Here is a 26,585-nt window from a genome sequence, read left to right on the forward strand (position 1 = left end):
GTCGAGGTTATTTCAGTTGTTGATCTCGTGTCACACCCGGATCGGCCCGAGGCGTCGTCGTGGGTGTCGCCGCGGGCCGGGAACGGCGAAGGGGCGCCGCCTCGCGACCGGTCACCCGGTACGGAGGTCGGCGCCCCCTCGGGGACGTCGTGCGTCAGCGCTTCTTGGCGTTGGAGACGATGTCCTCCGAGTGGCTACCCGTCGCTCCCTTGGCCTTCTTGTCGGCGCGCTTCTCCTTCAAGGAGCGCACGGCGACCTTCGCGGTGGTCTTCTTCGCTGATTTCTCTGCCATGGTGGTGCCTCCGTCGCGGACCGCGATGATCCGATCCGCCCGAGGCTACGGTGCCCGGGCCCCGGTGTCTGTAGCGGCGACCATGTTCACGGCTCCTACACTGCCCAGTGGCCCGATCCGCCTCGGCCAGGTGCCCGGGCCCGCCCCGCACCCACCCGACCCCGACCACCGCCCGACCCCGCACCCACCCGACCCCGACGACACGCAGAGACGACAGGCCCCGATGACCCCCGTCCCCACCTCGACCTCGACCTCGACCCCGGCCGTCCCGACGCGCAGCGAGCGTCTCGACGAGCTGCCGTTCACCTCGAAGCACCGTCGTCTGCTCGCCGGCTCGGGCATCGGCTGGGCCCTGGACGCGCTCGACGTCGGCCTGCTCTCGTTCGTCATCGCCCAGCTCATGACCGTCTGGAGCGACCAGGCCGGCCAACTGGCCTGGGTCGCCTCGGCCGGGTTCGCCGGCATGGCGATCGGCGCGGCCGTCGGTGGCTCGCTGGCCGACCGCCTGGGTCGCAAGACCGTCTTCGCCCTGACCCTGCTGCTGTACGGGCTCGCCACCGGCCTCTCGGCCCTGTCGTGGTCGGTCGGCGTGCTGCTCGTCCTGCGCTTCGTCGTCGGCCTCGGCCTGGGCTCCGAGCTGCCGGTCGCGTCGACCCTCGTCAGCGAGTTCTCGCCCCGGCGCATCCGCGGTCGCGTGGTCGTGCTGCTCGAGGCGTTCTGGGCCGTGGGCTCGATCGCGGCCGCCCTCGTCGGCTACCTCGTGATCCCGACGAGCGACGACGGCTGGCGCTGGGCGCTGCTGATCGGCGCGGCCCCCGCGCTCTACGCGGTGTTCGTGCGCCTGAAGATGCCGGAGTCGGTGCGTTTCCTCGAGTCGAGGGGGCGTCACGACGAGGCCGAGCGCACCGTCCGCGGCTTCGAGGAGGCCGCCGGCGTCCCCGCCCCGACCGTCTCCGCCCCGACCGTCTCCGCCCCGACCGTCCCCGCCCCGACCGTCGCCGCCGAGGAGGCGCGGGTCGTCGAGAAGCCTGCCCGCGCCTCCGTCGGTCGGTTGTTCGGTGCCGGCATGGCGCGCCGCACGGTCGCGATCTGGGTGGTCTGGTTCATGACGAACTTCTCGTACTACGGCGCCTTCGTCTGGCTGCCGTCGCTGCTCGTCGCGGCCGGTTTCCCGCTCGTGCGCTCGTTCGAGTACGTGCTGATCATCACGCTGGCCCAGCTGCCGGGCTACGCGGCCTCGGCCTGGCTGATCGAGAAGTGGGGGCGCCGGGGGACGCTCGCGACCTTCCTGCTCGGGTCGGCCGTCGCGGCCGTGTTCTTCGGCTTCGGCGCCGTCAGCGGCAGCGTCGCGCAGATCCTCGTCGCGGGCATGGCGCTGTCGTTCTTCAACCTCGGCGCGTGGGGAGCGCTCTACGCCGTGACGCCCGAGCTCTACCCGACCCCGCTGCGGGGCACGGGAGCGGGGTGGGCCGCCGGCGTCGGACGCATCGCCTCGATCGCCGCCCCGCTGTCGGTGCCGCCGCTGATCGCCCTCGGCGGCCCACCCACCCTCTTCGTCGTCTTCGGCGCGGTCTTCGTCGTGGGGGCCGTCGCCGCCACGATGCTGCCCGAGCTCCGCGGCACCCGGCTCGCCGAGTGAGCGCGCGTCGCCGGTCGCGGCGTCGCCTCACACCGCGTCGCCTGCTCGGCCTCGTCGTGGTGCTGGTGGCGGGGGCCGTCCTCGTGGCGTTCCCGCGCCTCCTCGGCGACGGGTCGGCGGGCGTCGACCCGGGAGGCACGGGTGCGGTTCCCGTGCCCACGAGCGTCCCGGCCGCGGCGGCCGAGGCCGTCGTCGAGCGCGTCGTCGACGGCGACACGGTGATCGTCACCGTCGCGGGGGAGCGCGAGCGCATCCGCCTGATCGGCGTCGACACCCCCGAGACCGTGAAACCCGACGCGCCGATCGACTGCTTCGGCCCCGAGGCCAGCGCTTTCACGACGGCCACCCTGCCCGAGGGAGCGACGGTCTGGCTCGAGGACGACGCCTCGCAGGGTGACTCCGACCGCTACGACCGGTTGCTGCGCTACGTCTGGTCGCCGGACGGCACGATGCTCAACGAGCGACTGGTCGCCGAGGGCTACGGGCGCGAGGACACCTACGACGACGCGTACCGCTACCGTGACCGGTTCGTCGCCGCCGAGGCGTCGGCCGAGGCCTCGCGGGTCGGGCTCTGGGCGGCCTGCGGCTGACGTGACGCGCGCCGGCTCGGCCACCAGAAGGCGTCACCGGTGAGGAAGACGAGCGCGGGCACGAGCACGGTGCGCACCACCAGGGTGTCGAGCAGCACGCCCAGGCAGACGATCACGCCGACCTGGGTCAGGGCGACGACCGGCAGCACGCCCAGCACGGCGAACACGGCGGCCAGCAGGATGCCCGCGCTCGTGATGACGGCACCGGTCGAGGCCAGGGCCCGCACCATGCCCTCGCGGGTGCCGTGCACGAGGCCCTCCTCGCGGGCCCGGGTGGTGAGGAAGATGTTGTAGTCCACCCCGAGCGCGACGAGGAACAGGAACGCGTAGAGCGTCACGGCCGTGTCGAGCGCGGGGAACCCCAGCACGTTCTGGAACAACCAGGTCGAGGCCCCCAGGCTCGCGAAGAACGTGGCCAGCACCGAGGCGATCAGCAGCACGGGGGCCACGAGCGAGCGCAGCAGCAGGGCCAGGACGGCGAACACGATCGCCAGGATGATCGGTGCGATCAGGTCGATGTCGGCCTGCGCCGCGACCTTCGTGTCGTAGGCGGTGGCGTCGCTGCCGCCGACGAGCGCGTCGGCGAGGCGGCCGCCGGCGTCGGCGTACCCGGACCGCAGGCGCTCGACGGTGTCGAAGGCGGCGTCGCTCTCGGGCTCGGCGGTGAGCTGCAGGTCGACGCGGGTCAGTCCGCCCTCGGTCTCGCCGGTCGTCGCCGCGTCGACGCCGTCCGTGCCGGACGCGAGCGCGGTGGCCTCGTCGGCGACCGTCGACGGGACGACCACGGTGGTGCGGCTGGTCAGCCCCGCCGAGAACGACTCGTCGATCACCCGTTGCGCGGTGACCGAATCGGGGTCGCCGAGCAGCTGGTCGGTCTGCGAGAGGCCGACGGCGTAGCCGCTCAGCCCGAGGCAGAGGACGCCGATGCCCGCGACGGACGCGACGGCCACGACGGCCGGACGGCGTCGGACGCCGCGCCCGAGACGGTCCCAGAAGCCGCGTCGCGGTGCCGCGTGGTGCGCCGCGCCTCCTGCGGTCCGGTCGTCCGTGCGGGTCGCGACGGTCGCGGCGGACGAGGAGGCGCGGGGCACGAAGGGCCAGAACAGTCCGCGACCGCAGACCACCAGTGCCGCGGGCAGCGCCACGAGGGCGAAGACGATCGCCACGACGACGCCGACCGCGCAGGCGAGACCGAGGGCCCGGTTGCCCGTGAGCGACGCGAGCAGCAGGGTCAGGAGGCTCAGCGCGACCGTGCCACCGCTCGCCGCGATGGCGGGGCCGGCGCTCGTCACGGCCGTGCGCATGGCGCGGTGACGGTCGGGCTGGCGGAGGAGCTCTTCGCGGTAGCGCGCGACGAGCAGCAGGGCGTAGTTGGTGCCCGCGCCGAAGACGAGGACCGAGAGGATGCCCGAGATCGAGGCGTCGAGCGGGATGCCCAGCGGTTCGGCGACGGCGGCCGCGACCCGGCCGGCCAGGGCGTCGGCGGCACCGACGACGGCCAGCGGCACGATCCAGAGCACCGGGCTGCGATAGGTGACGATCAGCAGGACGGCCACGACGATCACCGTGACCAGCAGGAGCCGGACGTCCGCCCCGGCGAAGGCGTTCGCGATGTCGTCCTGGAACCCGATCGGACCGGTGAGCAGGGCGTCCAGTCCGGCGGGCAGGTCGGTCGAGGCCGCGTCACGCAGGCTCGTGGCCGTGCCCGCGACGTCGGCGTCCGCCGTCGCGGCGTCGAGCGGGACGGCGACGATCGCCGCGGTGCCGTCGTCGCTGATCTGCGGCCTGACGGCCTGCGGGGTCGTCGAGAGCTCGGCGAGGGACGCGGCCCGGGCGTCGACCGCGGCGAGGTCGCCGGCGTCGAGTCGGTCGCCCCCGTGGCTGAAGACCAGGATGCCCACCGTCGTCTCGGCGCTCGGGAACGACGCGAGGATCTCGGTCACCTCGGCCGACTGGCTCGTGTCGGGCACGCCCGACGGTGGGGCGGTGTCGCCCTCGCTCGTCGGCAGGACGGCGAAGAGCAGGGCGACGGCGACGGCCGTCGCGGCGAGCACGGCCCAGGCGGTGCGGTGGCCGCTGACGATGCGGGCGAGGGTGCGCATGATGATCCTTCAGTAGCTGAATGTCTTAGTTGCTAAGAGTATTGCAGATCACAGGAGCATCGACCAGACTCGTCACGCAGGAGGTTCCATGCCCACCCCGACAGACCCGGCCCCCACGGCGCCGTCGACCCGTCCGCCGCGCTCGCCGCAGGCCGACGAGATCGTCACCCACATGCAACGGTTGACCACCGAGTCGCAGAAGGTCGCCCAGGCCTTCGCCACTCGGCACGGACTCGGCCACATCGACCTCGAGGCGCTGCTGCACGTCATGCAGGCCGAGCGCGACGGCGACCCCGTGACCGCCGGCGGGCTCGGCGAGCTGCTGGGCGTCACCTCGGGGGCGGCCACGGGGGTCATCGACCGCCTCGAGAAGGTCGGGCACGTGCAGCGGAGCCGGGACGACGCCGACCGACGCCGGGTGCTCGTCCGCTACTCCGATCGCGCCCGCGAGGTCGCGGGGGCGTTCTTCGGGCCGCTCGGCTCGATGAGCGACCGGGTCATGGCCGACTTCGACGAGGCCGAGCTCGAGACCGTCCGGCGGTTCCTCGAGGGCATGTCGGGCGCGATGGCCGAGCGGGCCCGCGAGGTGGGGCGTCCCGACTGAGGCGACCCGTGCCTCCTCGGTGCCCGGGGCCCTGCCGTCGGCGGCAGCGGGTAACGTCGTCGTGACCCCGGAAGGCAGGTGGCACGTGACCGATCACGTCTCGGCCCTCGATCTCTTCTCGATCGGCATCGGCCCGTCGAGCTCGCACACCGTCGGCCCCATGCGTGCCGCCCGCGAGTTCCTCCTCGGCGTCGAGGCCGACGGCCGGTTGGCCGACGTGGCCCGGGTCGAGGCCGTGCTCTACGGCTCGCTCGCCGCGACCGGCCTCGGCCACGGCACGCCCTCGGCCGTCCTCGCCGGTCTCGCGGGCATGCAGCCCGAGACCTGCGACCCCGCCGTCGTCTCGGGCATGCAGCAGGCGGTCGAGCAGGGCGGCGGCCTGCGGCTGCTCGGGCGCCACCAGATCGCCTTCGCCCCCAACGACCTGCGGATGGCTCCGCTGACGCGCATGCCGCGGCACCCCAACGCGATGAGCGTCGAGGCCCTGGACGTCGACGGCGTGACCCTCGCGCGCGAGGTCTACTTCTCGGTCGGTGGCGGCTTCGTCGTGCGCGACGGCGACGACGAGCGGGCCGTCCCCACCGCCGAGGCGCCGTTCGCGTTCGCCGACGCCGACGACCTGATGCACCTCTGCGACGCCGAGGGCGTGTCGATCGCCGAGCTCGCCTGGCGCAACGAGGTCGCGCTGCACGGCGAGGCCGACGCCGCCGCGGGCCTCGACGCCCGCTGGGCCGCGATGCGGGCCTGCGTCGACGCCGGTCTCGCGGCCACGGGCGTCCTGCCGGGCTGGATGAAGGTGCCGCGGCGCGCCCGCCAGTTCGCGACCATGCTGCGCCAGCAAGACGAGAGGGCGACCGCCTTCGCACTCGGCGGCTCCGCGATCGACCAGGGCCGCGCCTCCTCGCTGCTGGCCTCCGACCTGCCGGCCCAGTGGCTGCAGGCCTACGCGATGGCCGTCAACGAAGAGAACGCGGGCGGCGGCCGCGTGGTCACGGCACCGACCAACGGGGCTGCCGGCATCATCCCGGCCGTGGGCTACTACGCGATGCGCTTCCACGGTGCCACAGCGGACGAGCTGGCCCGCACCTACCTGCTGACGGCCGCGGCGATCGGTTCGCTCTACAAGCGCAACGCCTCGATCTCGGGGGCCGAGGCCGGCTGCCAGGGCGAGGTCGGCTCGGCCGCATCGATGGCCGCGGGGGCGTTGACCGCGCTCCTCGGCGGAACGCCCCGCCAAGTCGAGAACGCCGCCGAGATCGCGATGGAGCACCACCTCGGTCTCACCTGCGACCCCGTGGGCGGTTTCGTCCAGGTGCCCTGCATCGAGCGCAACGCCATCGCCGCGGGCACGGCCGTCGCCGCGACGCGCATGGCCCTGCTCGGCGACGGCAGCCACGTCGTCAGCCTCGACACCGTCATCGAGACCATGCGTCAGACCGGTCGCGACATGAAGGACAGCTACAAAGAGACCAGCCGCGCCGGGCTCGCCGTCAACGTCATCGAGTGCTGACCACGGGTGGCGGGCGGCCGACCCGAGGAGGCGCGGGTCGTGTCGGACGTCGCCGCTAGCCTCGTCGCATGACCCCGCCGCGCCGCCCCACGCCGTCCCGCCCCGCGACCCCGGGCGGCACCGACGCTCCGCGGCTCGATCCCGTCGATCCACAGGGACTCGTCGACCTCGGCACCGACCTGCTGGGACCGCGCGACAGCCGTGAGCTCGAGCGCTACGTCGACGCCGACCTGACCGACCGCGACCTCGAGGGGGCCGAGTTCACCGAGTGCGTCTTCGAGTCGCCCCGGCTCGGGTCGGCCCGACTGCGCGGTGCGCGCCTGGTCGAGTCGGTGCTGGCCGACTCGTTCGCCCCCGAGCTGGCCGCCGCGCGCAGCACCTGGCGTGACGTCCGCGTCGAGCGGCCCCGGTGGGGGTCGGCCGAGCTGTTCGACGCCGAGCTGCGGTCGGTGCGCCTGGTCGGCGGCAAGATCGACTTCCTCAACCTGCGCGGGGCACGGCTCACCGACGTCGTGATCGAGGGGTGCACGATCGGCGAACTCGACCTCGGGGGCGTGCAAGCCCTGCGGGTCGCGCTGGTCGACTGCCGCATCGGCACGCTCGACGTGACCCGCGCCTCCTTGTCGCACACCGACCTGCGCACGAGCGACTTCTCGCGCATCGACGGTTTCGAAGGGCTTCGCGGCGCGACCATCGACGAGCTGCAGCTGGCGACCTTCGCCCCGACGATGGCGGCTCACCTCGGGCTCGTGGTCGGCTGAGCCCGGGCCGCCCGTGTTGCGCCCGGCTACGCCCTGGCCGAACACGTCGGGGCGGCACGAGGCGGCGGTGCTATCGTCACCGACAGAGCAACGCGCTCCGGGGTCAGTGAAAATCTGAGCCGGCGGTCACAGTCCGCGACCCGTGTCGTCACCGAGAGGTGAGGGCCCGGTTGAACCGGTGGAACTCCGGTACCGACGGTCATAGTCCGGATGAGAGGTGGCGCGGGCCCGGTCGTCCGTCCGCGGACCCCTGGCCGATGCCGACCCCCGCGTCGCGCACCCCCGGAGAGCCCTCGGCACACAGCCAGGCAGACCGGAGGACGACATGACGACGCAGGCCACCACGCCCCGCGGGACCGACGCACGGACGCGTCGACCCATCGACGCGACGAGCACGGCGGTGCGCTGATGTTCACCGGTCTCGTCGAAGAACTCGGACGCGTCGCGCGCGTCGACGACCAGGGCGACAGCGTCCGCCTCACGGTCCACGGCCCGGCCGTGCTCACCGACGCCGCGCACGGCGACTCCATCTCGGTCAGCGGCGTCTGCCTCACGGTGGTCGCGCGGCAGGGCGACACGTTCACGGCCGACGTCATGCGTCAGACGCTGGCCATGAGCACGGTCGGGGCGTTCGGCCCCGGCACGCCGGTCAACCTCGAACGCGCCGCCCGCGTCGGCGACCGCCTCGGCGGCCACATCGTGCAGGGCCACGTCGACGGCACGGCCACGGTCGTCGAGATCGAGGACGGCGACGCCTGGCGTCGGGTCCGGTTCGACCTCGTCGACGACCTCGCGCCCCTGCTCGTCGACAAGGGCTCGGTCACGCTCGACGGCGTGAGCCTCACGGTCAGCGCGATCAGCGACCCCGGCGAGGCGCCTGGCTGGTTCGAGGTCAGCCTCATCCCCGAGACGCTCGCCGTGACGACCCTCGGCGGCAAGGCCGTCGGCGACCGGGTCAACGTCGAGACCGACGTGCTCGCCCGCCACGTGCGCCGCATGCTCCGGTTGGACGCGCTCGACGCCGATCGGCCCCGGGACGCGACCGCACCGGTCGACGCGGTGGACTCGTTCGACGCCGCCGCGACGGGGCGCCCGTGACCGTGTCGACACCTGCCGAGGAGGCGCGGGTCGACTCGCGCCTCGCACCGATCGAGCTCGCCCTCGGCCACCTGCGCCGGGGCCGACCCGTCGTGGTGGTCGACGACGAGTCCCGCGAGAACGAGGGCGACGTCGTCCTGGCCGCCGAGCTGGCCTCGCCCGAGTGGATCGCCTGGACGGTGCGGGTCTCGTCGGGCTTCGTCTGCGCACCGATGACGAACGAGATCGCCGACCGACTCGACCTGCCGCCGATGGTCGCCCGCAACGAGGACGCCCGGGGCACGGCCTACACGGTGAGCGTCGACGCGGCCGCGGGTGTCACGACGGGCATCAGCGCTTCCGACCGGGCGACGACCCTCCGCACGCTCGCGTCGCCGACGAGCGTGCGCGACGACCTCCACCGCCCCGGGCACGTCCTGCCGTTGCGGGCCCGCGACGGCGGAGTGCGTGAGCGCGACGGCCACACCGAGGCCTCCGTCGACCTGATGAAGGCCGCGGGACTGCGACCCGTGGCCGTGATCAGCGAGATCGTGGGCGACGACGGCGAGATGATGCGCCTGCGCGCCCTGCTCGAGTTCGGCGCCCGTGAGGGGGTCCCGGTCGTGACGATCGCCGATCTCGTCACCTGGTTGGGCGACCGCGACCTCGACGAACCCGTCCCGGCACCGGAGGCACCGACCACCGACGCCACCACCGACACCATCACCCGCACCACCGAAGGAGATCCCGCATGAGCGGAGAAGGCGCACCCACCGACCTCGACGTCGACGGCACGGGAATCCGTGTCACGATCGTGGCCGGCACCTGGCACGAGACGATCACCGACGGCCTGCTGGCCGGCGCACTGTCGACGGTCGAGCGCCTCGGCGCGACCGCGACGGTCGTCCGCGTGCCGGGCAGTTTCGAGCTGCCCGTCGTGGCCAAGGCCGCCCTCGAGGCGGGGGCCGACACGGTCGTCGCCCTCGGCGTGATCATCCGCGGCGGGACGCCGCACTTCGAGTACGTGTCCGACGCCGCGACCTCGGGCCTGCTGCGGGTGACCCTCGACACGGGCAAGCCCGTCGGGTTCGGCGTGCTCACCCTGGACGACGAGCAGCAGGGCCTCGACCGCGCCGGCCTGCCCGGCTCGAAAGAGGACAAGGGCGCCGAGGCGGCCCACGCCGCCGTCGCGACGGCCGTCCAGCTGCGCGACCTGGCCCGGGCCGGCACGGCCCGAGTCGCCGGCTTCTAGGACCTGCGCTCCGCTGGTCCCCCGACCCGCGCCTCCTCGGGTCGACGACCCGCGCCTCCTGCCGGGCCGTTCGCGACCTCTCCGGCCGCGTCGACCGTGCCGAACCCGACAGCCGGACGACGACACGCCGCTCACCTCGAGAGGGGAGCGGCGTGTCGGGCGGTCGATGTCGCGAAGTGCACACCCCGGGCGGGGCGACCGGTCAGGCGAAGACCTCGGACAGGAACGTCTCGAGCTGCTGCCACGAGCGACGGTCCGCGCGGGCGTCGTACTGCGCGCCGTGGTCGGGCGAGTCGGTGCCGGGCACGGCGAAGGCGTGCAGGACACCGCTGTAGCTCAGCACCTGCCAGTCGGGTGCCTCGGCGGCGCGCATCTCGTCCTCGAACGCGACGACCGCCTCGTCGGGCACCACCGGGTCGGCCGCGCCGGTCATCACGAGCAGCGGGGCCGTCACGGCACCCTTCTCGGCGGGCATGCCGGTACCGAGACCGCCGTGGAACGACACGACGCCGGCGACGTCGGCACCCGCGCGGGCCAGCTCGAGGGCTCCCGAGCCGCCGAAGCAGTAGCCCATCACGGCGATCCGGGACGGGTCGACGCCGGGCTCGGCCCGGAGGCGCTCGAGGTTCGCCAGCAGGCGCGACCGGAACAGTGCGACGTCGCCGTAGTACTTGCCCGCCTCGCCGGCGGCGTCCTGCGGCGACGGGCGCACGCCCTGCCCGTAGACGTCGCCGGCCAGCGCCACGTAGCCGAGCCGCGCGAGCATCTGCGCGCGCACCTTGACGTGGTCGACGACGCCGAACCAGTCGTGCAGCACGAGCACGCCGGGCACGAGCTCGGACGAGGAGGCGCGGGCCGGCGTCGCGAGGAACCCCTCGAGATCGACGTCGGTCGCCGCGTACACCGCGTCCGACGTCGTGACGCCGCCCGGGTCGGGCACGCTGTCGAGGACGCGCTGCAGGTCGGGGGAGAGGGCGGGAGTGGGTTCGGTCGTGGTCACACGGGGACGCTACTCCCGGCGGGTCGGACGGTGCCGACCGGTCGCGACCGGGTCTCGGCCCGGAACCCGGGCGGGGTCTCAGCCCGGGGCGACGATCCGGGCCACCGCCTGTCGCACGACGTCGCAACGCCTCTGTTGCGGGCCGGTGTGCAGGTTGGTGGCCTCGGGCGTGACGAACCACGCCAGCACGACGCCGAAGACCATGGTCAGCAACTCGTCGGCATCCCAGCTGGACGAGATGTCGCCGGCGTCCTGCGCCGCGCGCACCGAGTCGCGGCGCGCCTCGAGCTGGCCGTGGTCGAGCACGCCGGGGCTGGGCAGCGCGACACCCTCGATCTGACCCCAGAGCAGCAGCCGGGCGTCGTCGGGGTTCGAGGCCAGGTGGTCGTAGAGTGCACTCGCCCAGCCGGGCAGGTCGTGGGCGTCGAAGGGGACGACGGCGACCCAGCGCCCGATGCTCTCGCCGAGCGCGGCGTCGAAGAGGTCGCGCTTGGTCGAGAAGTGGGCGTAGAGGCGCTCTTTGCTCGCCTCGGCGTCCCGCGCGATCGTGTCGACGCGCGCCCCGGCGAGGCCGCGGGCGGCGAACTCGGTCCTCGCTGCCTCGAGCAGCCGTTCCCGTGGTGGGGTGGGTCGTCGTGCCATGCCCAGAGCATAGGGGGTCGATCCCACCGGACCACCTGGTTCGGATCGAGGCCTTCGCTTGCCGGACCGACCGCTTCGCTCTGCGTCCTGGCGGGCGCCGTCGGACCGTCGGACGGGTCAGAGGGTGCGGGCATCCGCCAGGTCGACGCCGGCCGCGGTCGCGACGCCGGCGTTGGTGATGCGCCCGGCGACCGCGTTGACTCCCCGGGCCAGCGACGCGTCGGCCGCGATGGCGTCACGCCACCCCCGGTCGGCGAGGGCCAGCGCGTAGGGCATCGTCGCGTTGGTCAGGGCCCGGGTCGAGGTCTGGGGGACGGCGCCGGGCATGTTGGCGACGCAGTAGTAGACGCTGTCGTGGACGGCGAAGGTCGGGTCGTCGTGCGTGGTCGCGTGCGAGCCCTCGAAGCAGCCGCCCTGGTCGATGGCGATGTCGACGAGCACCGACCCGGGACGCATCGACGCCACCATGTCGTCGGTGACGAGTTTCGGGGCCTGGGCACCGGGGATCAGCACCGAGCCGATCACCAGGTCGGCCGCCGCGACCTGGGCGCCGATCTCGTAGGCCGTCGAGGCGCGGGTCTGCACCCGGCCGCCGAACTGCACTTCGAGGGCACGGAGGCGCGGCAGCGACACGTCGATGACGGTCACGTCGGCGCCGAGGCCGAGGGCGTTCGCGGCGGCGTGCTCGCCGGCGACGCCACCGCCGATCACGACCACCTTCGCCTTCGGGGTGCCGGGGACGCCGCCGAGCAACACGCCCGTGCCGCCGATGGGCTTCATGAGGTGGTAGGCACCGACCATCGTGGACAGGCGGCCGGCGACCTCGCTCATCGGCGAGAGCAGCGGCAGGCTGCGGTCGTCCCGCTGGACCGTCTCGTAGGCGATCGCGGTCGTGCCGGAGGCGAGGACGGCCTCGGTGCACTCGGGCGACGCCGCGAGGTGCAGGTAGGTGAAGAGGGTCTGGTCGGCCCGCATCAACGGGTACTCGGCCGCGATCGGCTCCTTGACCTTCATCAGCAGGTCGGACTCGCCCCAGACGGTGGCCGCGTCGTCCACCACCGTCGCGCCCGCGGCGACGAACTCGGCGTCGGAGAACCCCGACCCCCGTCCGGCACCCGCCTGCACGACCACGTCGTGACCGCGGCGGGAGAACTCGTGCACGCCGGCCGGAGTCGCGGCGACGCGGTTCTCGTTGTTCTTGATCTCGGTGGGGATGCCGACGCGCATGGTTCGTCCTCTCGGGAGTGGCCTCGACGACGGGCGGCCGGTGCACGCCTCTGTTCGCCGAACTGAGGTCAGTGTGCTGTTTCGTGCCGATGCGTGCCAAGCTTTCCGCACGAGATTCTGTGCGGGGCCCTTATCGCCGCACGATCGACGACGAGAGGTGTGGCGAGGCATGGTTGCGACGAACGACGTTCGGCTCGACGAGATCGACCGGCAGCTCGTGCGCCTGCTGGTCGCGAACAGCCGCACCCCGAACGCCACCCTGGCCGCGCAGGTGGGGATCGCTCCGTCGACGTGTCTCGCGCGCCTCCGGTCGCTCGTCGAACGCGGCGTCGTCGCCGGTTTCGGTGCCGACATCGACCTGTCGGCACTCGGGCTCGACCTGCAGGCGCTGATCAGCGTGACGATCCTCGCCTCGGCCCGGCAGCGCATCGCCGCCTTCTCGTCCGAGATCCGGGCCCTGCCGCAGGTGGTGCAGCTGTTCTTCCTGGGTGGGTCCGAGGACTTCATCATCCATCTGGCCGTCCGTGACACGAACGACGTGCGCGAGTTCGTGCTCGACCACCTCTCGGCGCATCCGGCCGTCGCTTCGACCCGCACCAGTCTCGTCTTCGAGCACCACCACCCCGGCCCGACCGTCTGATCGACCGGTCGACGACGCGCCGACGCGCCGACAAGCCGAGCCGACCTCAGCGCGTGGCGGCGAGCGCCATCGGCAGGTGGGGGATGCCGTCCTCGAGGAACTCGTCACCGTCGACGACGAAGCCGAACCGTGCGTACCAGCCAGAGAGGTGGGCCTGGGCGTCGAGCCGGATCAGTCGCCCCTCGCACCCGTCGACGGCCGCCCGCATCAGGTCGGCTGCGAGCCCACGGCCACGGGCCGCCGCCGCCGTCGCGACCCGGCCGATCCGACGGTCGTCGCCGTCGTGCAGCACCCGGAGCGTCGCCAGGACCCGGGCGTCGGCGTCGGCGAACCAGAGGAGGCGCGCGGTCGGTTCGAGGTCGCGCCCGTCGAGCTCGGGGTAGGGGCACTCCTGTTCGACGACGAAGACGTCGACCCGGAGGCGGAGGATCTCGTAGAGGACGACGGGGTCGATCTCGGCGACGGACGACGAGTGCAAGGTGGGGTTCACGCAGCCACGCTACCGGCCTCGCGGTCGTGGCCGGATGCCGTCGCCGGGCCGGTCACCACGCCTCGCCCAGGGGCATGGTCGTGAAGGTGCCGCCGACGGGTGCGTCGGGCGGTTGCACCTGCCCGGCGAAACGGTCGGCGAACGCCTCGGCGTCGTCCTCGGGGTGGTACCCGATGGCCTCTCCCGCCGCCAGCGACACGACGCGACGGGTGTTGCGGCTGACGCCCCAGACGACGTGGTGACCGGACGGGGCCGTCGACAGGGTGGCCAGGATCAACCGGGTCGCGTCGGCCGGTGACAGCCACGTGCCGAGGCTGCGGACGTCGTGCGGCTCGACCTCGGCCGTCATGATGCGCGCCGACACCACGGTCGAGCCGAAGCGGTCGGCGTACAGGCTGCCGACGGCCTCGAGCAGCACCTTGCTGACGCCGTAGAACGAGTCGGGGCGTGGCGCGGGGACGTCGTGGTCGGCCGCACTCGAGCCGGGTTCGAACCCCACGGCGTGCACCGAACTGGCCGCGAGCAGGCGGGTCACGCCGGCGCGACGGGCGGCCTCGTGCACGACGTACGCGCTCTCGACGTTGAGGTCGCGGATCTCGTGCCACGTGCGCTCGCTGGCGTGGGACGCGAGGTGGACGACCAGGTCGGCCCCGCCGAGCGCCACCGTGAGGGACTCGAGGTCGGTCACGCCGACGTGTTCGAACGTCTCGTGCGCTCGGAGGTCGTCGGGCGGCGTGACCACGTCGAGCAGCCGCAGGTCGTGGCCGGCCTCGAGCAGCAGGGGGCGGACCCAGGTCGCGATGCGCCCCGAGCCCCCCGTGATCGCGATGGTCGCCATGTGTGCCGCCTCTCGTCGTGGGCCCTTCGGCCCGTCTCGTGGTCCGCCTCGATCCTGCCCGGGACCACCGACACCGTCCCCCGGGGCACGTCCGACGTCCGCCGAACGGCCCGCGCGAGGCGTCCCCGCGTCCTCCGGATGCCCCACCCGAGCCTGGCAGGGCTCTGACGAAGGCCTGGTAGGGCGCTCCACGGCCGCGGTCGGTGACGCGTCACCTCGTACCGTGACGGAGGGCCCGACGACGTGCCTCGATCCCGTCCCCGACCGAAAGGCACTTCCATGTCGTCAGCTCTCTCGTCCTTCGGACTCCTCCTGGTCCGCGTCGTCCTCGGGGTCGTCTTCGTCGCCCACGGGTGGCAGAAGCTCGCCGTCGACGGCCTCGCCGCGACGCAGGGGGCCTTCGGCGGCATGGGCATCCCGCTCGCCGAGGTCGCGGCCCCGGTCGCGGCCGTCACCGAGCTCGCGGCCGGTGTCGCGCTGGTCGTCGGCTTCGCCACGCGGGTCGCCGCCGCCCTCCTGGCGGTCACGGCGGTCGTCGCCCTGGTCGCCGTCCACCTGCCGAACGGCTTCTACTCGACGACCGGCGGCTTCGAGTACGTCCTCGTCCTCGCGGTCGCCTCGATCGCGATCGTGCTCACCGGGCCCGGCCGCTTCGCTCTCGACGCCCTGGTCGTCCGCGGCCGGCGTGCCCGTCGCGAGGTCCCGGTCGCACAGCCCGCCGTCGCCTGACCGACGACCCGGACCCGGCCCGTCGGCGAGGCCGGGACGGGTGAACGTGACGTGCTCTCGAGGGTGATTTGCGCCTCCTCGTCCCGTTCCGGCCCTCGATCCGTGGTCGGGTGGACGTCGATGACCGTCTCCGCCGACCGCTCCCGCCCCCCGGGCGCCCGACCCCGGACCGGGTCGCCCGTCCTCGTCTTCGGGGACGTCCTCGACGACATCATCGTCAGCCCCCGGACGGGCGGCGTCCCCGGAACGGAGACGGTGGCCACCATCAGGCACCGGGCCGGCGGATCGGCGGCGAACACGGCGGCATGGCTGGGGTCCTTGGGGGTCGACGTCTCGTTCGTCGGTCGGGTGGGCACGGCCGACCTGCAACGCCACTCGCAACTGCTCGCCAACGCGGGGGTCGTGACCCGTCTGGCCTACGACGCGCACGATCCGACGGGCACGGTCGTCATCACCGTCGACGGCTCGTCCCGCACCATGTTCACCGATCGGGGGGCGGGCGCCTCGCTGGGCCCCGACGACGTGCCGGACGACCTCGTCGCCGAGGCCGGTCTCGTGCACTTCACGGGCTACACGGTCACCCAGTCCCGCAGCCCCGTCGCCCTCCGACGCCTGGTGGGCCGGGCTCGGCAGGCCGGGGCGCTCGTCTCGGTCGCCCCGGGCAGCGCCTCGATCGTCCGCCGGTTCGGGGTGTCGGCTTTCCTCGCGGCCGTCCACGGGGCCGACCTGTTCTTCCCGTCGGACGAGACGGCTCGCGAGCTGACCGGGCTGGACGAGCCGATCGCCTCGGCGACGGCCCTGGCCGAACACGTCGGCGTGGTGGCCCTCGTCGCCGACGACGGGGGAGCCGTCGTGGTCTCGCGGGGGCAGCCACCGGTCGTGGTCGACGGGGTCGTCTCGCGCTGGGTCGACTCGGTGGGTCTCGTGGACGCGTTCTCGGCCGGGTTCATCGCCACGTGGGCGACCTCGCGCAGCCTGGGGGTCGCAGGACGCAGCGGTGCCCGCGCCGCCGCCCGGGCCGCCGGGGTGGCCGGAGGGCGGCCACCCGCCTGACGGCGTCGGACCCGACGAGCGCCCGACGAGCGCCCGACGAGCGCCCGACGAGCGCCCGAGGGCCCCTGGGTCAGCGCGGACTCTCGGCGCTCACCAGCACCGTCTGGACCCGGGGCGGGCGCTCGGGGGTCAGCCGGATCTCGAACCGGACGACGCCGCGGGCACCGCGCCGACGCCAGACCAGGTGCGACGGTGACGACGACTCGTCGGCCGCGAGCAGGTCACCGTCACCGGAGTCGTCCCAGCCCCCCACGGACTCGACGAGAGCGGCCCAGGAGGCGCGGCGCCGGTCGAACGGGAGGTCCAGTTCGACGTTCTCGCTGAACAACCCGTCGGGGACGGCCCCGCCGCGGACCACGGCCTCGACCGCGTCCCGGGCCGTCGACGTCTCGGCCCACGGGTGCACGACGACACGGGCGTCGGCGCGGTCGGCCATCATGCCGTCGAGTGCGAGCCCGATGGGTTCGGAGACCTTCGAGTAGGTCGCGTTCTCGAACCCGACGGCGCCGAGGCCGGTCGCGGTCTGCCAGCGCATGTGGGCCGAGAACCCGGGATAGCCCCCGCTGTGCGACACGACGGGGCCGTGGTCGGGATAGTGCTCGACGAACAGGCCGAACCCGTAGCCGCCGGGGTGCCCGGCCCGGGCGGGGACGAACCGTTGCACCTGCTGCATCTCGCGCCGGGAGGCGCGCGAGAGGATGCCGTCGACGTCGCCCTGACCCTCGGGGTCGAACGCCGAGCCGAGCCAGCGCGCCCAGCGCGTGAGGTCGGTCACGGTGCTGAACAACCCGCCGATCGGCGAGAACGCACCCGGGCCCGAGAACGGCAGGGCATCGCCCCCGTCGGAGGCGCGGCGGTGGCCGATCGCGACTCCGCCGGTGGCCGGGACGGTCGCCTCGAACCCGGTGCTCGTCAGACCGAGCGGCTCGAGGACGGTCGACTCGACGACCTCGCGGTAGGGCCTCCCGGCGACGGCCGCGATCGCCCGGCCCACGAGGGCGAAGCCGAGGTTGGAGTAGGCGAAGGTCGTGCCCGGCACGCTGTCGAAGCTCAGCCCGGCCCGCAGCAGGGCGTCGAGTTCGTCGTCCGTGAGGGACTCCTGTCGATCACCCCACGGATCGTCGGTGGGGAAGCCGGCCGACATGGTCAGGAGCATGCGCAAGGTCGGCACGGGGGAGTCGGCCGTCGGGAGGGCCACCTCGCCGAACGCCGGCACGACGTCGGTGATCGGTGCGTCGAGCGACACGAGCCCGGCGTCGCGCTGGGCGAGCAGGGCCGTCGCGGTGAAGCTCTTCGTGCACGAGGCGATGCGGTAAGCCGTGTCGACGCCGGGTGCGGTGCCGGGGGCGATCTCGCCGTACGAGCCGTCGTGCGTGACGCCCGAGCGGTCGAAGGTCGCCCAGACGGCGCTGGGCCCGCGACGCTCGGGAGCACGCGCGGCGAACACGGCGTCGATTCCTGTTAGTGGGCCGGTGCGGGCGGGGTGTGATGACGTCGTCACGGAGGTGGTCCTCTCGAGGGGCGGGGTCATTCGGTGCGGGTCGTGCGGCGCATCGCCTCGTAGGCGTCGAGCGCGGCCCGGCGCGAGGCCTTGAGGTCGACCATGGGCTCGGGGTACGAGTCGTCGTCGACCTCGGGAACCCAGCGGTGCACGTAGTCGCGGTGCTTGTCGAACTTGTCGGCCTGCAGCACGGGGTTGAACACCCGGAAGTAGGGGGCCGCGTCGGCGCCCGAGCCGGCCGTCCACTGCCAGTTGGCGGGGTTGTTCGCCTCGTCCGCGTCGACCAGGGTGTCCCAGAACCACTGCTCGCCGACTCGCCAGTCGGCCAGCAGGTTCTTGACGAGGAAGCTCGCCGTGACCATGCGCACCCGGTTGTGCATGTAGCCGGTGGTCCACAGTTCGCGCATGCCGGCGTCGACCAGCGGGATGCCGGTCGTGCCCTGCTGCCACGCCTCGAGTTCGCCCGGCTCGAGTTCGTGCCACGGGAACTCGTCGAACTCGGGCCGGTAGTTCTTCGTGGCCAGGTGCGGGTTCGCGAAGAGGACCGTGTGGTTGAACTCGCGCCAGACGAGTTCGCGCAGGAAGCCCGAGGCCTGCTCGCGGGCGTCGGGCGTGAGGTCGCCCCGCATGCGGTGCCAGACCTGGAACGGGCTGACCTCGCCGAACCGGAGGTGGGGCGAGAGGTGACTCGTCGCCTCTTGAGCAGGTTCGTCACGGAGGCCGTAGTCGGCCAGGTGTCCCGTGGCGAAGCGTTCGAGCGTGTCGAGGGCGGAGGCTTCGCCCGGGGTCCACGAGTCCCGGAGTCCCCCGGCCCAGTCGGGTGCCGTGGGCAGGAGGGACCACGAGTCGAGGTCGTCGCTGTCGGGCGCCGTGCGGGGCCCGTGCAGTTCGTCGGGGGCCGCCTCGGGGTGGCGCGGCTCGGGCCGGTCGAGGCATGCGCGCCAGAACGGCGTGAAGACCTTGAACGGTTGGCCCTGCCCGGTCTGGATCGTCCACGGTTCGAACAGGAGGTTCGCCTGGAAGCTGCGCACGTCGAGCCCGCGCTCGCGAAGGGACGACTTGAGGTCGGCGTCCGCGTCGCGGGCGGCGAGGCCGTACCGGCGGTTCCAGAAGACGGCACCGGCGCCCGTCTCGTCGACGAGGCGGGGCAGTTCGCGCGCCTGGGGGCCCCGGCGCAGGGTCAGTCGGCCGCCGATGGCCCGGAGCGACTCGGCGAGAGCGGCGAGGCTGTGGTGCAGCCACCAACGCGAGGCGCCGCCGAGCGGGCGGATGCCGTCGGTCTCGTCGTCGAGCAGGAAGAGGACGACGACCGGTTCGCCCTTCTCGACGGCGGCCACGAGGGCCGGGTTGTCGGCGAGGCGCAGGTCGTCGCGCAGCCAGACGATCGAGGGCGACGTCATGCGTCGGCCCCGACCGGCGAGCCGAGGCGCAGCTTGGTGCAGAGCTCGGCCAGGGAGGCCAGTTCGTCGTCGTCGAGCACCCCGCCCACCCGCCGGCGGATCGCCTCGGCGTGGCTGATCGCCGTGCGCCGGTACAGGTCGTAGCCCTCGTCCGTCATGGTCACGATGATGCCTCGTCCGTCGCCGGGGTCGGAGGTCTTCTCGACGATGCCCTTCGAGGCGAGTCGGTCGACGAGGCGGCTGATGCTCGGCTGCGTGAGCAACAGGTGGCGGGTCAGGTCGCGGATGCGAGCCCGACGATCGGGCTGGTTCGACAGGTTGAACAGCACGTCGTACTCGTTGAACGAGATCTCGCTGGTCGGAAAGCACTCGGTCAGTTCACGCATGACGCTGACCTGGGCCCGGAACAGGGCTTCCCAGGCCCCCACGGCCATCGATGTCTCGCTCATGTCGTACCTCACGTTCGTCGAGGACGAGTCTACGAAAGGGCACCGTCCTCGGGCCGACACGGGTGGACGCGAGACGCGCACACCGCAGGGTCGGGGCACACGACAGGTCGTCGGGGCACACGACAGAGGGCCGGTCGCCCGATGGCGACCGGCCCTCTTCCCTTGCACCAGGAGTGTCCTGCAATCACATTCCGCCTCGGTCGCCACAGCAAACGACGTCGGCGAGACACAATCTATAACGGATCGGTAACGGTGGTCCAGGGGTGAACCCGAGCAGTTCCTGGGAACTCCGACCGAGCCGGCACCGTGGCCGCCGTGTGATGCGAGCAGGGCTCAGAACACGTCGGGCGACGGCGTCGACGCGTGGCGGATCGAGACGTCCGCGTGGCGGTCGAAGCGGTAGCCGACACCGCGGACGGTGCGGACGATGTCCTCGAAGGCGCCGAGCTTCGACCGCAGTCGACGGACGTGCACGTCGATGGTGCGTTCGTTCGGCACCTCGTCGTCGCCGTCGGCCCACAGGCTCGAGATCAGTTCGGTTCGTTCGATGGTGCGGCCCTCGCGCAGGACGAGGTACTGCAGCAGCTCGAACTCCTTGTACGTCAGCGGGGCCACGTCGCCGTCCAGCAGCAGGCGCTTGCGCGAGATGTCGACGACGACGCCACCACGGGCGCCGGGCTCGTCGTCCTCGGCGACCTGCCGGCGCTTCGCCAGGGCGGCCGGGTCCTGCAGGGCCAGACGGACCACGTCGACGTCGCGGCCGCCGGCGCCCTCGGGAGCCAGTGCCACGGCGGCGTGCGTCTCGGCCGACGGGGCGATCCGACCGACGAGTTCTTTGATCTGAGAGACGACGTCGCCGAGCGAGGTGCCGTCGGCGGCGGCCTTCAGTTCGTCGAGTCCGACGTAGAGGACGAAGCCGCGGGCCTCGGTGCCTTCGGGTACGGCGCGGGGCCGGGGGGCCGCGGGAGCCGCGGCGACGGGCGCGGCGGTCGGGGCGGCCGAGCGGGAGGGCGCGATCTCGCGGAGGGACGTGGGGGCGGCGGAACGGGCGGGCGAGACGGTGCGGGTGGCGGTGACGGGGCGGTCGAGGATGAGGGACATGACAGGCGGGGTCCTTGCGTGACGGCGGCGGTCCCTCGGCCGACGGGTCGCCGGGAGACGGAGGGACTGCTCGATGTGTGTCGGTGCTCGATCCCGCCGGCGATGGTGCCGTACGTCACGAGCAGTCGGTGCGATGCACCGTTCGGGATGCGCGTCGAGGGTGGCGACGCGGAGCATCCTGGAGTCGGTGGCTCAGTGACCGGGTGGGGCCACGAGCTCAGCTGGCGGTGTCAGCAGCTTCGACTCGGCGAGGTGTGTGACCGGATCAGGCACACATTCGACACATGACAGCGTGCATCGGCATCATCATGCCGGTGCTCCCGAGGGCCTCACGAGAGGTCGGGGCGAGCACGCTGTTAGTCATGGGGTCGATCTTGTTACACCCCGTGTCCTGATGTCAAGCGACGTTCGCGTTCCGGCCGCGTGGGGGGTCCGGAAACGCCGAACCGCGCCTCCTGCGGTCGAGGAGGCGCGGCCCGGGTCGTCGGAGCGGCGCGCGTCAGGCGAGCCCGTACAGGCGGTCACCCGCATCGCCGAGGCCCGGCACGATGTAGCCCTGCTCGTTGAGCTTCTCGTCGACGGCGCCCAGCACGACGTGGACGTCGCGGCCCTCCATCGCCTTCTCGACGGCGGCGAGGCCCTCGGGCGCGGCCAGGATGCAGACCGCCGTGACGTCGACGGCGCCGCGGTCGAGCAGGTAGTCGATCGCCGCGATGAGCGAACCGCCGGTGGCGAGCATCGGGTCGAGCACGAAGCACTGACGGTTCGACAGGTCGTCGGGCAGACGCTCGGCGTAGGTCGTGGGCTGCAGGGTCTCTTCGTCGCGCACCATGCCGAGGAAGCCCACCTCGGCCGTGGGGACGAGCTTCGTCATGCCCTCGAGCATGCCGAGGCCGGCGCGCAGGATCGGCACGACGAGCGGCCGCGGCTGGCTGATCTCGAGGCCCGTGGTCGGGCCGACCGGGGTCTCGATGTCGACGGGGCTCGTGCGGACGTCGCGCGTGGCCTCGTAGGCCAGCAGCGTGACGAGCTCTTCGGTCAGCGCCCGGAAGGTGGGGGAGGGCGTGCTCTTGTCGCGGAGCACGGTCAGCTTGTGGGTGATCAGGGGGTGGTCCGCTACGTGCACTCGCATAGGCTCAACGGTAGCGGAGTCGACCGGTTCCGCGAGCCGTCCCGACCCCGCTGAGGCCCCGTGATCGCCGTCCCGCCCGAGTTCGACGACTGGATGTCCCTCGCCCTCGCCGAGGCCGACGCCTGCCGCGTCTCGGCCGACGTGCCGGTGGGTGCCGTCGTGGTCGACGCCGACGGCGTGGTGATCGCGACGGGCCGGAACGAACGCGAACTGCGCCAGGACCCGACGGCCCACGCCGAGGTGATCGCCCTCCGGGCCGCCGCAGAGCACACGGGCGACTGGCACCTCACGGGCACGACCCTCGTGGTCACCCTCGAACCGTGCCCCATGTGCGCCGGGGCCCTGCTCGCCGCGCGCGTGCCGCGGCTCGTCTACGGCGCCTGGGACGACAAGGCAGGAGGCGCGGGCAGCGTCTACGACATCGTCCGCGACCGCAGGCTCCCGCACCGCGCCGAGGTCTACGCCGGCGTGCGCGAGGCGGAGTGCCGGGCGCAGCTCGACGCGTTCTTCGCCGAGCGACGCTGAACCGCACCGGCGCCGGTGGGCGACCCGCGCCTCCTCGGGGTCAGTCGGCGGCGCGGATGACGATCGCGTCGGTCGGCGGGTCGACCTGGCCCGGCTTCACCCAGACGTCGGGTTCGACGTAGATGACGCGGGCGATCGGCACGGCTTCGCGGATGCGCGACTCGACGGCGTTGATGGCGCTGGCGACGTCGGCCAGCACGGTGCGTCCGGGCATCGCGACCTTCACGCCGACGAGGAGCTCGTCGGGGCCGAGGTAGAGCGTCTTCATGTGGATGATCGACTCGACCTCGGGGCCGCCGGTGACGGCTGCGCGGATCTTCGCGACGTCGTCGGCCGAGGCGCCCTCGCCGACGAGCAGGCTCTTCGTCTCGATGCCGAGGATGATCGCGACGGCGACGAGCAGCACGCCGATGGCGAGGGTGCCGATCGCGTCGAACACGCCGTCACCGGTGATCCAGGTCAACACGACGCCGACCATGGCGAACGAGAGGCCCAGCAGGGCGGCGGCGTCCTCGAGCAGCACGACCGGCAGTTCGGGGGCCTTGGCACGGCGCACGAACGACACCCAGCTCTGCTGCCCCTTGCTCGGTCGGGACTCGCGGATCGCCGTGCGCAGCGAGAAGCCCTCGAGGGCGAGCGAGATGGCGAGCACGAGCACCGGCAGCCAGGGCACCTCGAGCGGGTGCGGCTCGCGCAGCTTCTCGATGCCCTCGTAGAGCGAGAAGACCCCGCCGACGCTGAACAGGATGATCGACACGACGAAGGCGTAGACGTAACGCTCCCGTCCGTAGCCGAACGGGTGCTCGGCGTCGGCCGCCTTCTTGGACTTGCGGCCGCCCAGCAGCAGCAACACCTGGTTGCCCGAGTCGGCCAGCGAGTGGACGCCCTCGGCGAGCATCGACGACGATCCCGAGAAGGCCCAGGCGATGAACTTCGTCACCGCGATGCCCAGGTTCGCGCTGAGTGCGGCGATGATCGCCTTGTTGCCGCCGTGACTGCTCATCGGTTCCGATCCCCTCGTGTGGTCCTGGTCGATCCTAGGATGGCCGGATGGTCACCACCCTCCCCACCACAGCGATTCTCGGAGCCGGCTCGATGGGCGGCGCGATCCTGCAGGGCCTGCTGCGCCCCCAGGTGTCCGTCGACGGGGGCGTGCGGGTCACGAACCGCACCGAGGTCAAGGCCCGGGCGCTGCGGCACGGCGCCGTCACCTCGCTCGCGACCGAGACCGACCCGAGCGCCAACTCCTCGGCGGTCGTCGGTGCGCGGCTGGTCCTGATCGGCGTGAAGCCGCACATGGTGGTCGACCTCCTGCACGAGATCGGTCCGGTGCTCGACGCGGGTGCCCTCGTGGTGAGCCTCGCCGCGGGAGTCACGACCGCCACGATGGAGGCCGCCCTCCCCGAGTCGGTCTCGGTGCTGCGCTCCATGCCGAACACCCCGTCGCACGTCGGCCTCGGGGTGACCGGCCTCAGCGCGGGCTCGCGCTCCACCGACGCCGACCTCGACCTGGCCCGGTCGCTCTTCGCGGTGGTCGGTGACGTCGTCGTCGTCCCCGAGTCGCAGATCGACGCGCTCAGCACGATCTCGGGTTCGGGCCCCGCCTACGTCTTCTACCTGATCGAGCAACTGCAGGAGGCGGCGGTCGCCTTGGGCTTCACGCGTGCGCAGGCCGCCACCATGGTCCAGGGCACGTTCCGCGGCGCGAGCGAGCTCCTCGCGACGAGTGACGTCCTGCCGGCCGACGCCGCGCCGGCCGAGTTGCGTCGTCGGGTCACCAGCCCCGGCGGCACGACCGAGCGCGCCGTCGCCGAGCTCGCCGACGGTGGCCTGCTCGAGCTGTTCGAGCGGGCCACCCAGGCCGCCCTCGCCCGCAACCGCGAGATCGCCGAAGGCCGCTAGCCGCGGTCAGCCCTCGAGGGCGGCGAAACGTTCGATCGCACGGCTGTCGCCCGACACGATGATCAGGTCGTGGTTGCTGATGACCGTCTCGGGGGTGGCCTCGACGAACGCACCCCCGGGGCTCTTCACGCCGACGATCGTGATGCCGTACTTCTTGCGGATGTTCGACGCGGCCAGCGAGGCACCGCGGACGGGCTTCGGCGGGTACATCTTGACGATGGCGAAGGCGTCGTCGAACTCGATGTAGTCGAGCATGCGACCCGACACGAGGTGTGCGACGCGCTCGCCGGCCTCCCGCTCGGGGTAGATGACGTGGTTGGCACCGATGCGGGCGAGGATCTTGCCGTGCGACTGGCTGATCGCCTTCGCCCAGATCTGCGGCACCTTCAGGTCGACCAGGTTGGCCGTGATGAGCACGCTGGCCTCGATCGACGAGCCGACGGCGACGACCGCGATCGAGAAGTCCTGCGCACCGATCTGCTTGAGTGCGTCGATGCTGCGGGCGTCGGCCTGCACCGCGTGCGTCACGCGGTCGGCCCATTTCTGGACGAGCCCGGCGTCGGTGTCGACGGCCAGCACGTCACGGTCTTGCCGTTCGAGTTGTCCGGCGGTCGCGGCGCCGAACCGCCCGAGGCCGATGACGAGCACCGGGGCGTCGTGCTTGATCTTGTCAACCAACGATCGGTCGCTCCTCGGCTCGGGTGAACAGCTGGCGTCGCTGGCTGGCGGCCAGGGCGACGGAGAGTGTCACTGTACCAACGCGGCCCATCCACATCGTGACCGCCAGGATGTACTTGGCCGAGTCCGGGAGGCGGTCGGTCAGACCGGTGCTGAGCCCCGAGGTGGCGAACGCCGAGATGGACTCGAACAGCACGTGGTCGAGGGGCTCCTTCGTGATGTGCATGATCAGGATGCTCGACACGGCGACGATCGTCGCACCCCAGAGGACGACGCTGACGGCCAGGCGCAGGACGTCGCTCGGGATGCGGCGGCCGAAGGCTTCCATCGACCGCTGACCACGCGCCTCGGCGAAGGCCGCCAGGAAGAGCACCGCGAGCGTCGTCACCTTGATGCCTCCGGCGGTCGATGCCGACCCGCCGCCGATGAACATGAGCATGTCGGTGACGAGCAGGGACGACCCGTTCAGGTCGGAGATCTGAATCGTCGAGAAGCCGCCCGACCTCGTCATCATGCTGAGGAAGAGCGACTGGAACACCGTCGGGCCGGCCTCGATGCCGCCGAACGTCTTCGGGTTGTCGAACTCGAGGACGATGTAGAGGACCATGCCGAACACGATGAGGATCGCCGTCGTCAGCAGGGTCAACTTGACGTGGACCGACCAGCGCCGGGGGTTGCGCGGGTTGCGGGCCAGGGCGTAGATCACCGGGAACCCGATGCTGCCGAGGAACACCCCCACCATGATCAGGCTCAGGAACCAGTAGTCGTTCTCGAACGCGGCGAGTCCCTCGGCGTTCGGCGTGAACCCGGTGTTCGTGAAGGCCATGGCCGAGTAGTAGAAGCTGTCGAGCACGGCGTCGCCGACGGGGATGCCGTCGATGAGCATGCGGGGGATCATCAGCACCGCGATGACCAGCTGGATCACGAACGAGCTGAGCGCCACCGTCGTGAGCAGGCCACCGATCTCGCCGAGCCGCACCGCCTGACCCTCGGGAACGGGGCCGGCGTGCACCCGCAGCGGGTTCTGGTCGCCGGCCGCCATCAGTCGAGCGCGCAGGCCGAGTTTCCGTGAGACGACGAGACCCATGATCGAGGCCAGTGTGAGCACGCCGATCGCCCCGATCTGCACGCCGACGAAGATGACGACGTGGCCGAACAGGGACCAGTGGGTGGCCATGTCCACCGTCGCGAGGCCGGTCACGCAGATGACCGAGACGGCCGTGAAGACGGAGTCGGCCAACGGGGTGATCGTCCGGTCGGCCGACGAGATCGGCAGCGAGAACAGCAAGGTGAAGACGACGATCAGACCGGTGAAGATCAGGATGGCGAAGCGCGCGGGCGACTTGCGACCGATGTCGTCGATCGCGTCGCTGAGTGTGCGCCAGGGCGAGCGGCCGGGGTCCGAGGGGCGGCGTCGACCGGCGACGGGGGCGCGAGTCACGACGGTCATG

General features: G+C 72.4%; 27 protein-coding genes, 1 pseudogene and 1 riboswitch. Of the genes and pseudogenes, 13 read left to right on the plus strand and 15 right to left on the minus strand.

What is annotated here, in order from left to right; all coding sequences use genetic code 11:
- Nucleotides 1-154 precede the first annotated feature (154 nt).
- Complete coding sequence (locus IFT88_RS05915; RefSeq protein WP_171007362.1) at nucleotides 155-292, minus strand: hypothetical protein; 138 nt, start codon at nucleotides 290-292, stop codon at nucleotides 155-157.
- 223 nt (nucleotides 293-515) lie between these two features.
- Between IFT88_RS05915 and IFT88_RS05920 the strand changes: the two genes are divergently transcribed.
- Nucleotides 516-1,931 (plus strand): MFS transporter, encoded by a 1,416-nt coding sequence (locus IFT88_RS05920; protein ID WP_192119518.1) that lies wholly within the window; start codon nucleotides 516-518, stop codon nucleotides 1,929-1,931.
- Nucleotides 1,928-2,521 carry a thermonuclease family protein gene (locus IFT88_RS17610; RefSeq protein ID WP_043593034.1) on the plus strand — a complete coding sequence of 198 codons (594 nt, stop codon included), beginning with the start codon at nucleotides 1,928-1,930 and terminating at the stop codon, nucleotides 2,519-2,521. Before IFT88_RS05920 ends, IFT88_RS17610 begins: the two co-directional genes overlap by 4 nt.
- Here the strand turns inward: IFT88_RS17610 and IFT88_RS05930 are convergent.
- On the minus strand, nucleotides 2,446-4,623 hold the full coding sequence (locus IFT88_RS05930) for an MMPL family transporter (protein WP_192119520.1): 2,178 nt from the start codon (nucleotides 4,621-4,623) through the stop codon (nucleotides 2,446-2,448). The genes IFT88_RS17610 and IFT88_RS05930 overlap by 76 nt on opposite strands.
- A gap of 88 nt (nucleotides 4,624-4,711) precedes the next feature.
- Between IFT88_RS05930 and IFT88_RS05935 the strand changes: the two genes are divergently transcribed.
- The 6 genes and pseudogenes from IFT88_RS05935 to ribH all read left to right on the plus strand — a co-directional run bounded on the left by IFT88_RS05935 (nucleotide 4,712) and on the right by ribH (nucleotide 9,827).
- Nucleotides 4,712-5,227 carry a MarR family winged helix-turn-helix transcriptional regulator gene (locus IFT88_RS05935; protein ID WP_192119523.1) on the plus strand — a complete coding sequence of 172 codons (516 nt, stop codon included), beginning with the start codon at nucleotides 4,712-4,714 and terminating at the stop codon, nucleotides 5,225-5,227.
- A gap of 85 nt (nucleotides 5,228-5,312) precedes the next feature.
- Nucleotides 5,313-6,737 (plus strand): L-serine ammonia-lyase, encoded by a 1,425-nt coding sequence (locus IFT88_RS05940; RefSeq protein WP_192119524.1) that lies wholly within the window; start codon nucleotides 5,313-5,315, stop codon nucleotides 6,735-6,737.
- A gap of 68 nt (nucleotides 6,738-6,805) precedes the next feature.
- Entirely contained in the window at nucleotides 6,806-7,498 is a 693-nt protein-coding gene (locus IFT88_RS05945; protein WP_192119526.1) for a pentapeptide repeat-containing protein, read from the plus strand.
- An 89-nt stretch (nucleotides 7,499-7,587) separates the two neighbouring features.
- Nucleotides 7,588-7,725, plus strand: a riboswitch (FMN riboswitch).
- A gap of 181 nt (nucleotides 7,726-7,906) precedes the next feature.
- Nucleotides 7,907-8,596 (plus strand): riboflavin synthase, encoded by a 690-nt coding sequence (locus tag IFT88_RS05950; protein WP_192119528.1) that lies wholly within the window; start codon nucleotides 7,907-7,909, stop codon nucleotides 8,594-8,596.
- 50 nt (nucleotides 8,597-8,646) lie between these two features.
- Nucleotides 8,647-9,318 (plus strand): annotated as a pseudogene (gene ribB, locus IFT88_RS05955) (3,4-dihydroxy-2-butanone-4-phosphate synthase); the annotation flags it as partial.
- Between the two features lie 8 nt (nucleotides 9,319-9,326).
- Nucleotides 9,327-9,827, plus strand: a complete 501-nt coding sequence (gene ribH, locus IFT88_RS05960) for a 6,7-dimethyl-8-ribityllumazine synthase (protein ID WP_192119530.1) — start codon at nucleotides 9,327-9,329, stop codon at nucleotides 9,825-9,827.
- A gap of 202 nt (nucleotides 9,828-10,029) precedes the next feature.
- On the opposite strand, the gene IFT88_RS05965 is transcribed toward ribH, so the two are convergent.
- The 3 genes from IFT88_RS05965 to ald form a co-directional block, all read right to left on the minus strand.
- On the minus strand, nucleotides 10,030-10,827 hold the full coding sequence (locus IFT88_RS05965) for a dienelactone hydrolase family protein (RefSeq protein WP_043593025.1): 798 nt from the start codon (nucleotides 10,825-10,827) through the stop codon (nucleotides 10,030-10,032).
- A gap of 78 nt (nucleotides 10,828-10,905) precedes the next feature.
- Nucleotides 10,906-11,469 (minus strand): TetR family transcriptional regulator, encoded by a 564-nt coding sequence (locus IFT88_RS05970; protein WP_192119532.1) that lies wholly within the window; start codon nucleotides 11,467-11,469, stop codon nucleotides 10,906-10,908.
- A 117-nt stretch (nucleotides 11,470-11,586) separates the two neighbouring features.
- Nucleotides 11,587-12,696, minus strand: coding sequence for an alanine dehydrogenase (gene ald / locus IFT88_RS05975; protein ID WP_043593022.1), 1,110 nt, complete (start codon nucleotides 12,694-12,696; stop codon nucleotides 11,587-11,589).
- A gap of 169 nt (nucleotides 12,697-12,865) precedes the next feature.
- Between ald and IFT88_RS05980 the strand changes: the two genes are divergently transcribed.
- Nucleotides 12,866-13,336 carry an Lrp/AsnC family transcriptional regulator gene (locus tag IFT88_RS05980; RefSeq protein ID WP_043593020.1) on the plus strand — a complete coding sequence of 157 codons (471 nt, stop codon included), beginning with the start codon at nucleotides 12,866-12,868 and terminating at the stop codon, nucleotides 13,334-13,336.
- Nucleotides 13,337-13,382: 46 nt separating this feature from the next.
- Here the strand turns inward: IFT88_RS05980 and IFT88_RS05985 are convergent, their stop codons facing one another.
- Entirely contained in the window at nucleotides 13,383-13,826 is a 444-nt protein-coding gene (locus tag IFT88_RS05985; protein ID WP_192119534.1) for a GNAT family N-acetyltransferase, read from the minus strand.
- Nucleotides 13,827-13,878: 52 nt separating this feature from the next.
- The gene (locus IFT88_RS05990) at nucleotides 13,879-14,664 is read right to left on the minus strand and encodes an NAD-dependent epimerase/dehydratase family protein (RefSeq protein WP_056225374.1); all 786 of its coding nucleotides are present in this window, start codon (nucleotides 14,662-14,664) and stop codon (nucleotides 13,879-13,881) included.
- A 279-nt stretch (nucleotides 14,665-14,943) separates the two neighbouring features.
- Here IFT88_RS05990 and IFT88_RS05995 point away from each other — a divergent pair, with 279 nt between their 5' ends.
- Nucleotides 14,944-15,393 (plus strand): DoxX family protein, encoded by a 450-nt coding sequence (locus tag IFT88_RS05995; RefSeq protein ID WP_192119536.1) that lies wholly within the window; start codon nucleotides 14,944-14,946, stop codon nucleotides 15,391-15,393.
- A 120-nt stretch (nucleotides 15,394-15,513) separates the two neighbouring features.
- Entirely contained in the window at nucleotides 15,514-16,446 is a 933-nt protein-coding gene (locus tag IFT88_RS06000; RefSeq protein WP_192119538.1) for a carbohydrate kinase family protein, read from the plus strand.
- 70 nt (nucleotides 16,447-16,516) lie between these two features.
- Here the strand turns inward: IFT88_RS06000 and IFT88_RS06005 are convergent, their stop codons facing one another.
- The 5 genes from IFT88_RS06005 to upp form a co-directional block, all read right to left on the minus strand.
- Complete coding sequence (locus IFT88_RS06005; RefSeq protein ID WP_192119540.1) at nucleotides 16,517-17,893, minus strand: serine hydrolase; 1,377 nt, start codon at nucleotides 17,891-17,893, stop codon at nucleotides 16,517-16,519.
- An 80-nt stretch (nucleotides 17,894-17,973) separates the two neighbouring features.
- Nucleotides 17,974-19,347, minus strand: coding sequence for a cryptochrome/photolyase family protein (locus tag IFT88_RS06010; RefSeq protein WP_192119542.1), 1,374 nt, complete (start codon nucleotides 19,345-19,347; stop codon nucleotides 17,974-17,976).
- Nucleotides 19,344-19,796 carry a MarR family winged helix-turn-helix transcriptional regulator gene (locus IFT88_RS06015; protein ID WP_192119543.1) on the minus strand — a complete coding sequence of 151 codons (453 nt, stop codon included), beginning with the start codon at nucleotides 19,794-19,796 and terminating at the stop codon, nucleotides 19,344-19,346. Before IFT88_RS06015 ends, IFT88_RS06010 begins: the two co-directional genes overlap by 4 nt.
- Nucleotides 19,797-20,129: 333 nt before the next feature.
- Nucleotides 20,130-20,897 (minus strand): winged helix-turn-helix domain-containing protein, encoded by a 768-nt coding sequence (locus tag IFT88_RS06020; protein ID WP_192119545.1) that lies wholly within the window; start codon nucleotides 20,895-20,897, stop codon nucleotides 20,130-20,132.
- A 499-nt stretch (nucleotides 20,898-21,396) separates the two neighbouring features.
- Nucleotides 21,397-22,029: a uracil phosphoribosyltransferase gene (upp, locus tag IFT88_RS06025; protein WP_043593011.1), complete on the minus strand. Its 633-nt coding sequence runs from the start codon at nucleotides 22,027-22,029 to the stop codon at nucleotides 21,397-21,399.
- 93 nt (nucleotides 22,030-22,122) lie between these two features.
- Between upp and IFT88_RS06030 the strand changes: the two genes are divergently transcribed.
- Entirely contained in the window at nucleotides 22,123-22,554 is a 432-nt protein-coding gene (locus IFT88_RS06030; protein ID WP_043593089.1) for a nucleoside deaminase, read from the plus strand.
- A gap of 40 nt (nucleotides 22,555-22,594) precedes the next feature.
- Here IFT88_RS06030 and IFT88_RS06035 read toward each other — a convergent pair whose 3' ends face one another.
- The gene (locus IFT88_RS06035) at nucleotides 22,595-23,557 is read right to left on the minus strand and encodes a cation diffusion facilitator family transporter (protein ID WP_043593009.1); all 963 of its coding nucleotides are present in this window, start codon (nucleotides 23,555-23,557) and stop codon (nucleotides 22,595-22,597) included.
- Nucleotides 23,558-23,604: 47 nt separating this feature from the next.
- On the opposite strand from IFT88_RS06035, the gene proC reads away from it, so the two are divergent.
- Nucleotides 23,605-24,456 (plus strand): pyrroline-5-carboxylate reductase, encoded by an 852-nt coding sequence (proC, locus tag IFT88_RS06040; protein ID WP_043593007.1) that lies wholly within the window; start codon nucleotides 23,605-23,607, stop codon nucleotides 24,454-24,456.
- A 6-nt stretch (nucleotides 24,457-24,462) separates the two neighbouring features.
- Here proC and IFT88_RS06045 read toward each other — a convergent pair whose 3' ends face one another.
- Both IFT88_RS06045 and IFT88_RS06050 read right to left on the minus strand, forming a co-directional pair.
- Nucleotides 24,463-25,134 (minus strand): potassium channel family protein, encoded by a 672-nt coding sequence (locus tag IFT88_RS06045; RefSeq protein WP_043593005.1) that lies wholly within the window; start codon nucleotides 25,132-25,134, stop codon nucleotides 24,463-24,465.
- Nucleotides 25,127-26,584 (minus strand): TrkH family potassium uptake protein, encoded by a 1,458-nt coding sequence (locus IFT88_RS06050; protein WP_192119547.1) that lies wholly within the window; start codon nucleotides 26,582-26,584, stop codon nucleotides 25,127-25,129. The genes IFT88_RS06045 and IFT88_RS06050 overlap by 8 nt, the downstream gene beginning before the upstream one ends.
- Between the last annotated feature and the right edge of the window lies 1 nt (nucleotide 26,585).

This window comes from Frigoribacterium sp. CFBP 8751, from assembly GCF_014841545.1.
Lineage (GTDB): Bacteria > Actinomycetota > Actinomycetes > Actinomycetales > Microbacteriaceae > Frigoribacterium.

Coding starts and splice junctions, on each gene's coding strand:
- upp (WP_043593011.1), bottom strand. CDS start 22,029: ATGCGAGTGCACGTAGCGGACCACCCCCTGATCACCCACAAGCTGACC.
- proC (WP_043593007.1), top strand. CDS start 23,605: ATGGTCACCACCCTCCCCACCACAGCGATTCTCGGAGCCGGCTCGATG.
- IFT88_RS05995 (WP_192119536.1), top strand. CDS start 14,944: ATGTCGTCAGCTCTCTCGTCCTTCGGACTCCTCCTGGTCCGCGTCGTC.
- IFT88_RS06050 (WP_192119547.1), bottom strand. CDS start 26,584: ATGACCGTCGTGACTCGCGCCCCCGTCGCCGGTCGACGCCGCCCCTCG.
- IFT88_RS05935 (WP_192119523.1), top strand. CDS start 4,712: ATGCCCACCCCGACAGACCCGGCCCCCACGGCGCCGTCGACCCGTCCG.
- IFT88_RS05930 (WP_192119520.1), bottom strand. CDS start 4,623: ATGCGCACCCTCGCCCGCATCGTCAGCGGCCACCGCACCGCCTGGGCC.
- IFT88_RS05970 (WP_192119532.1), bottom strand. CDS start 11,469: ATGGCACGACGACCCACCCCACCACGGGAACGGCTGCTCGAGGCAGCG.
- IFT88_RS05950 (WP_192119528.1), top strand. CDS start 7,907: ATGTTCACCGGTCTCGTCGAAGAACTCGGACGCGTCGCGCGCGTCGAC.
- IFT88_RS05980 (WP_043593020.1), top strand. CDS start 12,866: ATGGTTGCGACGAACGACGTTCGGCTCGACGAGATCGACCGGCAGCTC.
- IFT88_RS06035 (WP_043593009.1), bottom strand. CDS start 23,557: ATGAGCAGTCACGGCGGCAACAAGGCGATCATCGCCGCACTCAGCGCG.
- ribH (WP_192119530.1), top strand. CDS start 9,327: ATGAGCGGAGAAGGCGCACCCACCGACCTCGACGTCGACGGCACGGGA.
- IFT88_RS06030 (WP_043593089.1), top strand. CDS start 22,123: ATGTCCCTCGCCCTCGCCGAGGCCGACGCCTGCCGCGTCTCGGCCGAC.
- IFT88_RS05945 (WP_192119526.1), top strand. CDS start 6,806: ATGACCCCGCCGCGCCGCCCCACGCCGTCCCGCCCCGCGACCCCGGGC.
- IFT88_RS06000 (WP_192119538.1), top strand. CDS start 15,514: ATGACCGTCTCCGCCGACCGCTCCCGCCCCCCGGGCGCCCGACCCCGG.
- IFT88_RS06010 (WP_192119542.1), bottom strand. CDS start 19,347: ATGACGTCGCCCTCGATCGTCTGGCTGCGCGACGACCTGCGCCTCGCC.
- IFT88_RS05990 (WP_056225374.1), bottom strand. CDS start 14,664: ATGGCGACCATCGCGATCACGGGGGGCTCGGGGCGCATCGCGACCTGG.
- IFT88_RS05920 (WP_192119518.1), top strand. CDS start 516: ATGACCCCCGTCCCCACCTCGACCTCGACCTCGACCCCGGCCGTCCCG.
- IFT88_RS06015 (WP_192119543.1), bottom strand. CDS start 19,796: ATGAGCGAGACATCGATGGCCGTGGGGGCCTGGGAAGCCCTGTTCCGG.
- IFT88_RS05915 (WP_171007362.1), bottom strand. CDS start 292: ATGGCAGAGAAATCAGCGAAGAAGACCACCGCGAAGGTCGCCGTGCGC.
- IFT88_RS06020 (WP_192119545.1), bottom strand. CDS start 20,897: ATGTCCCTCATCCTCGACCGCCCCGTCACCGCCACCCGCACCGTCTCG.
- ald (WP_043593022.1), bottom strand. CDS start 12,696: ATGCGCGTCGGCATCCCCACCGAGATCAAGAACAACGAGAACCGCGTC.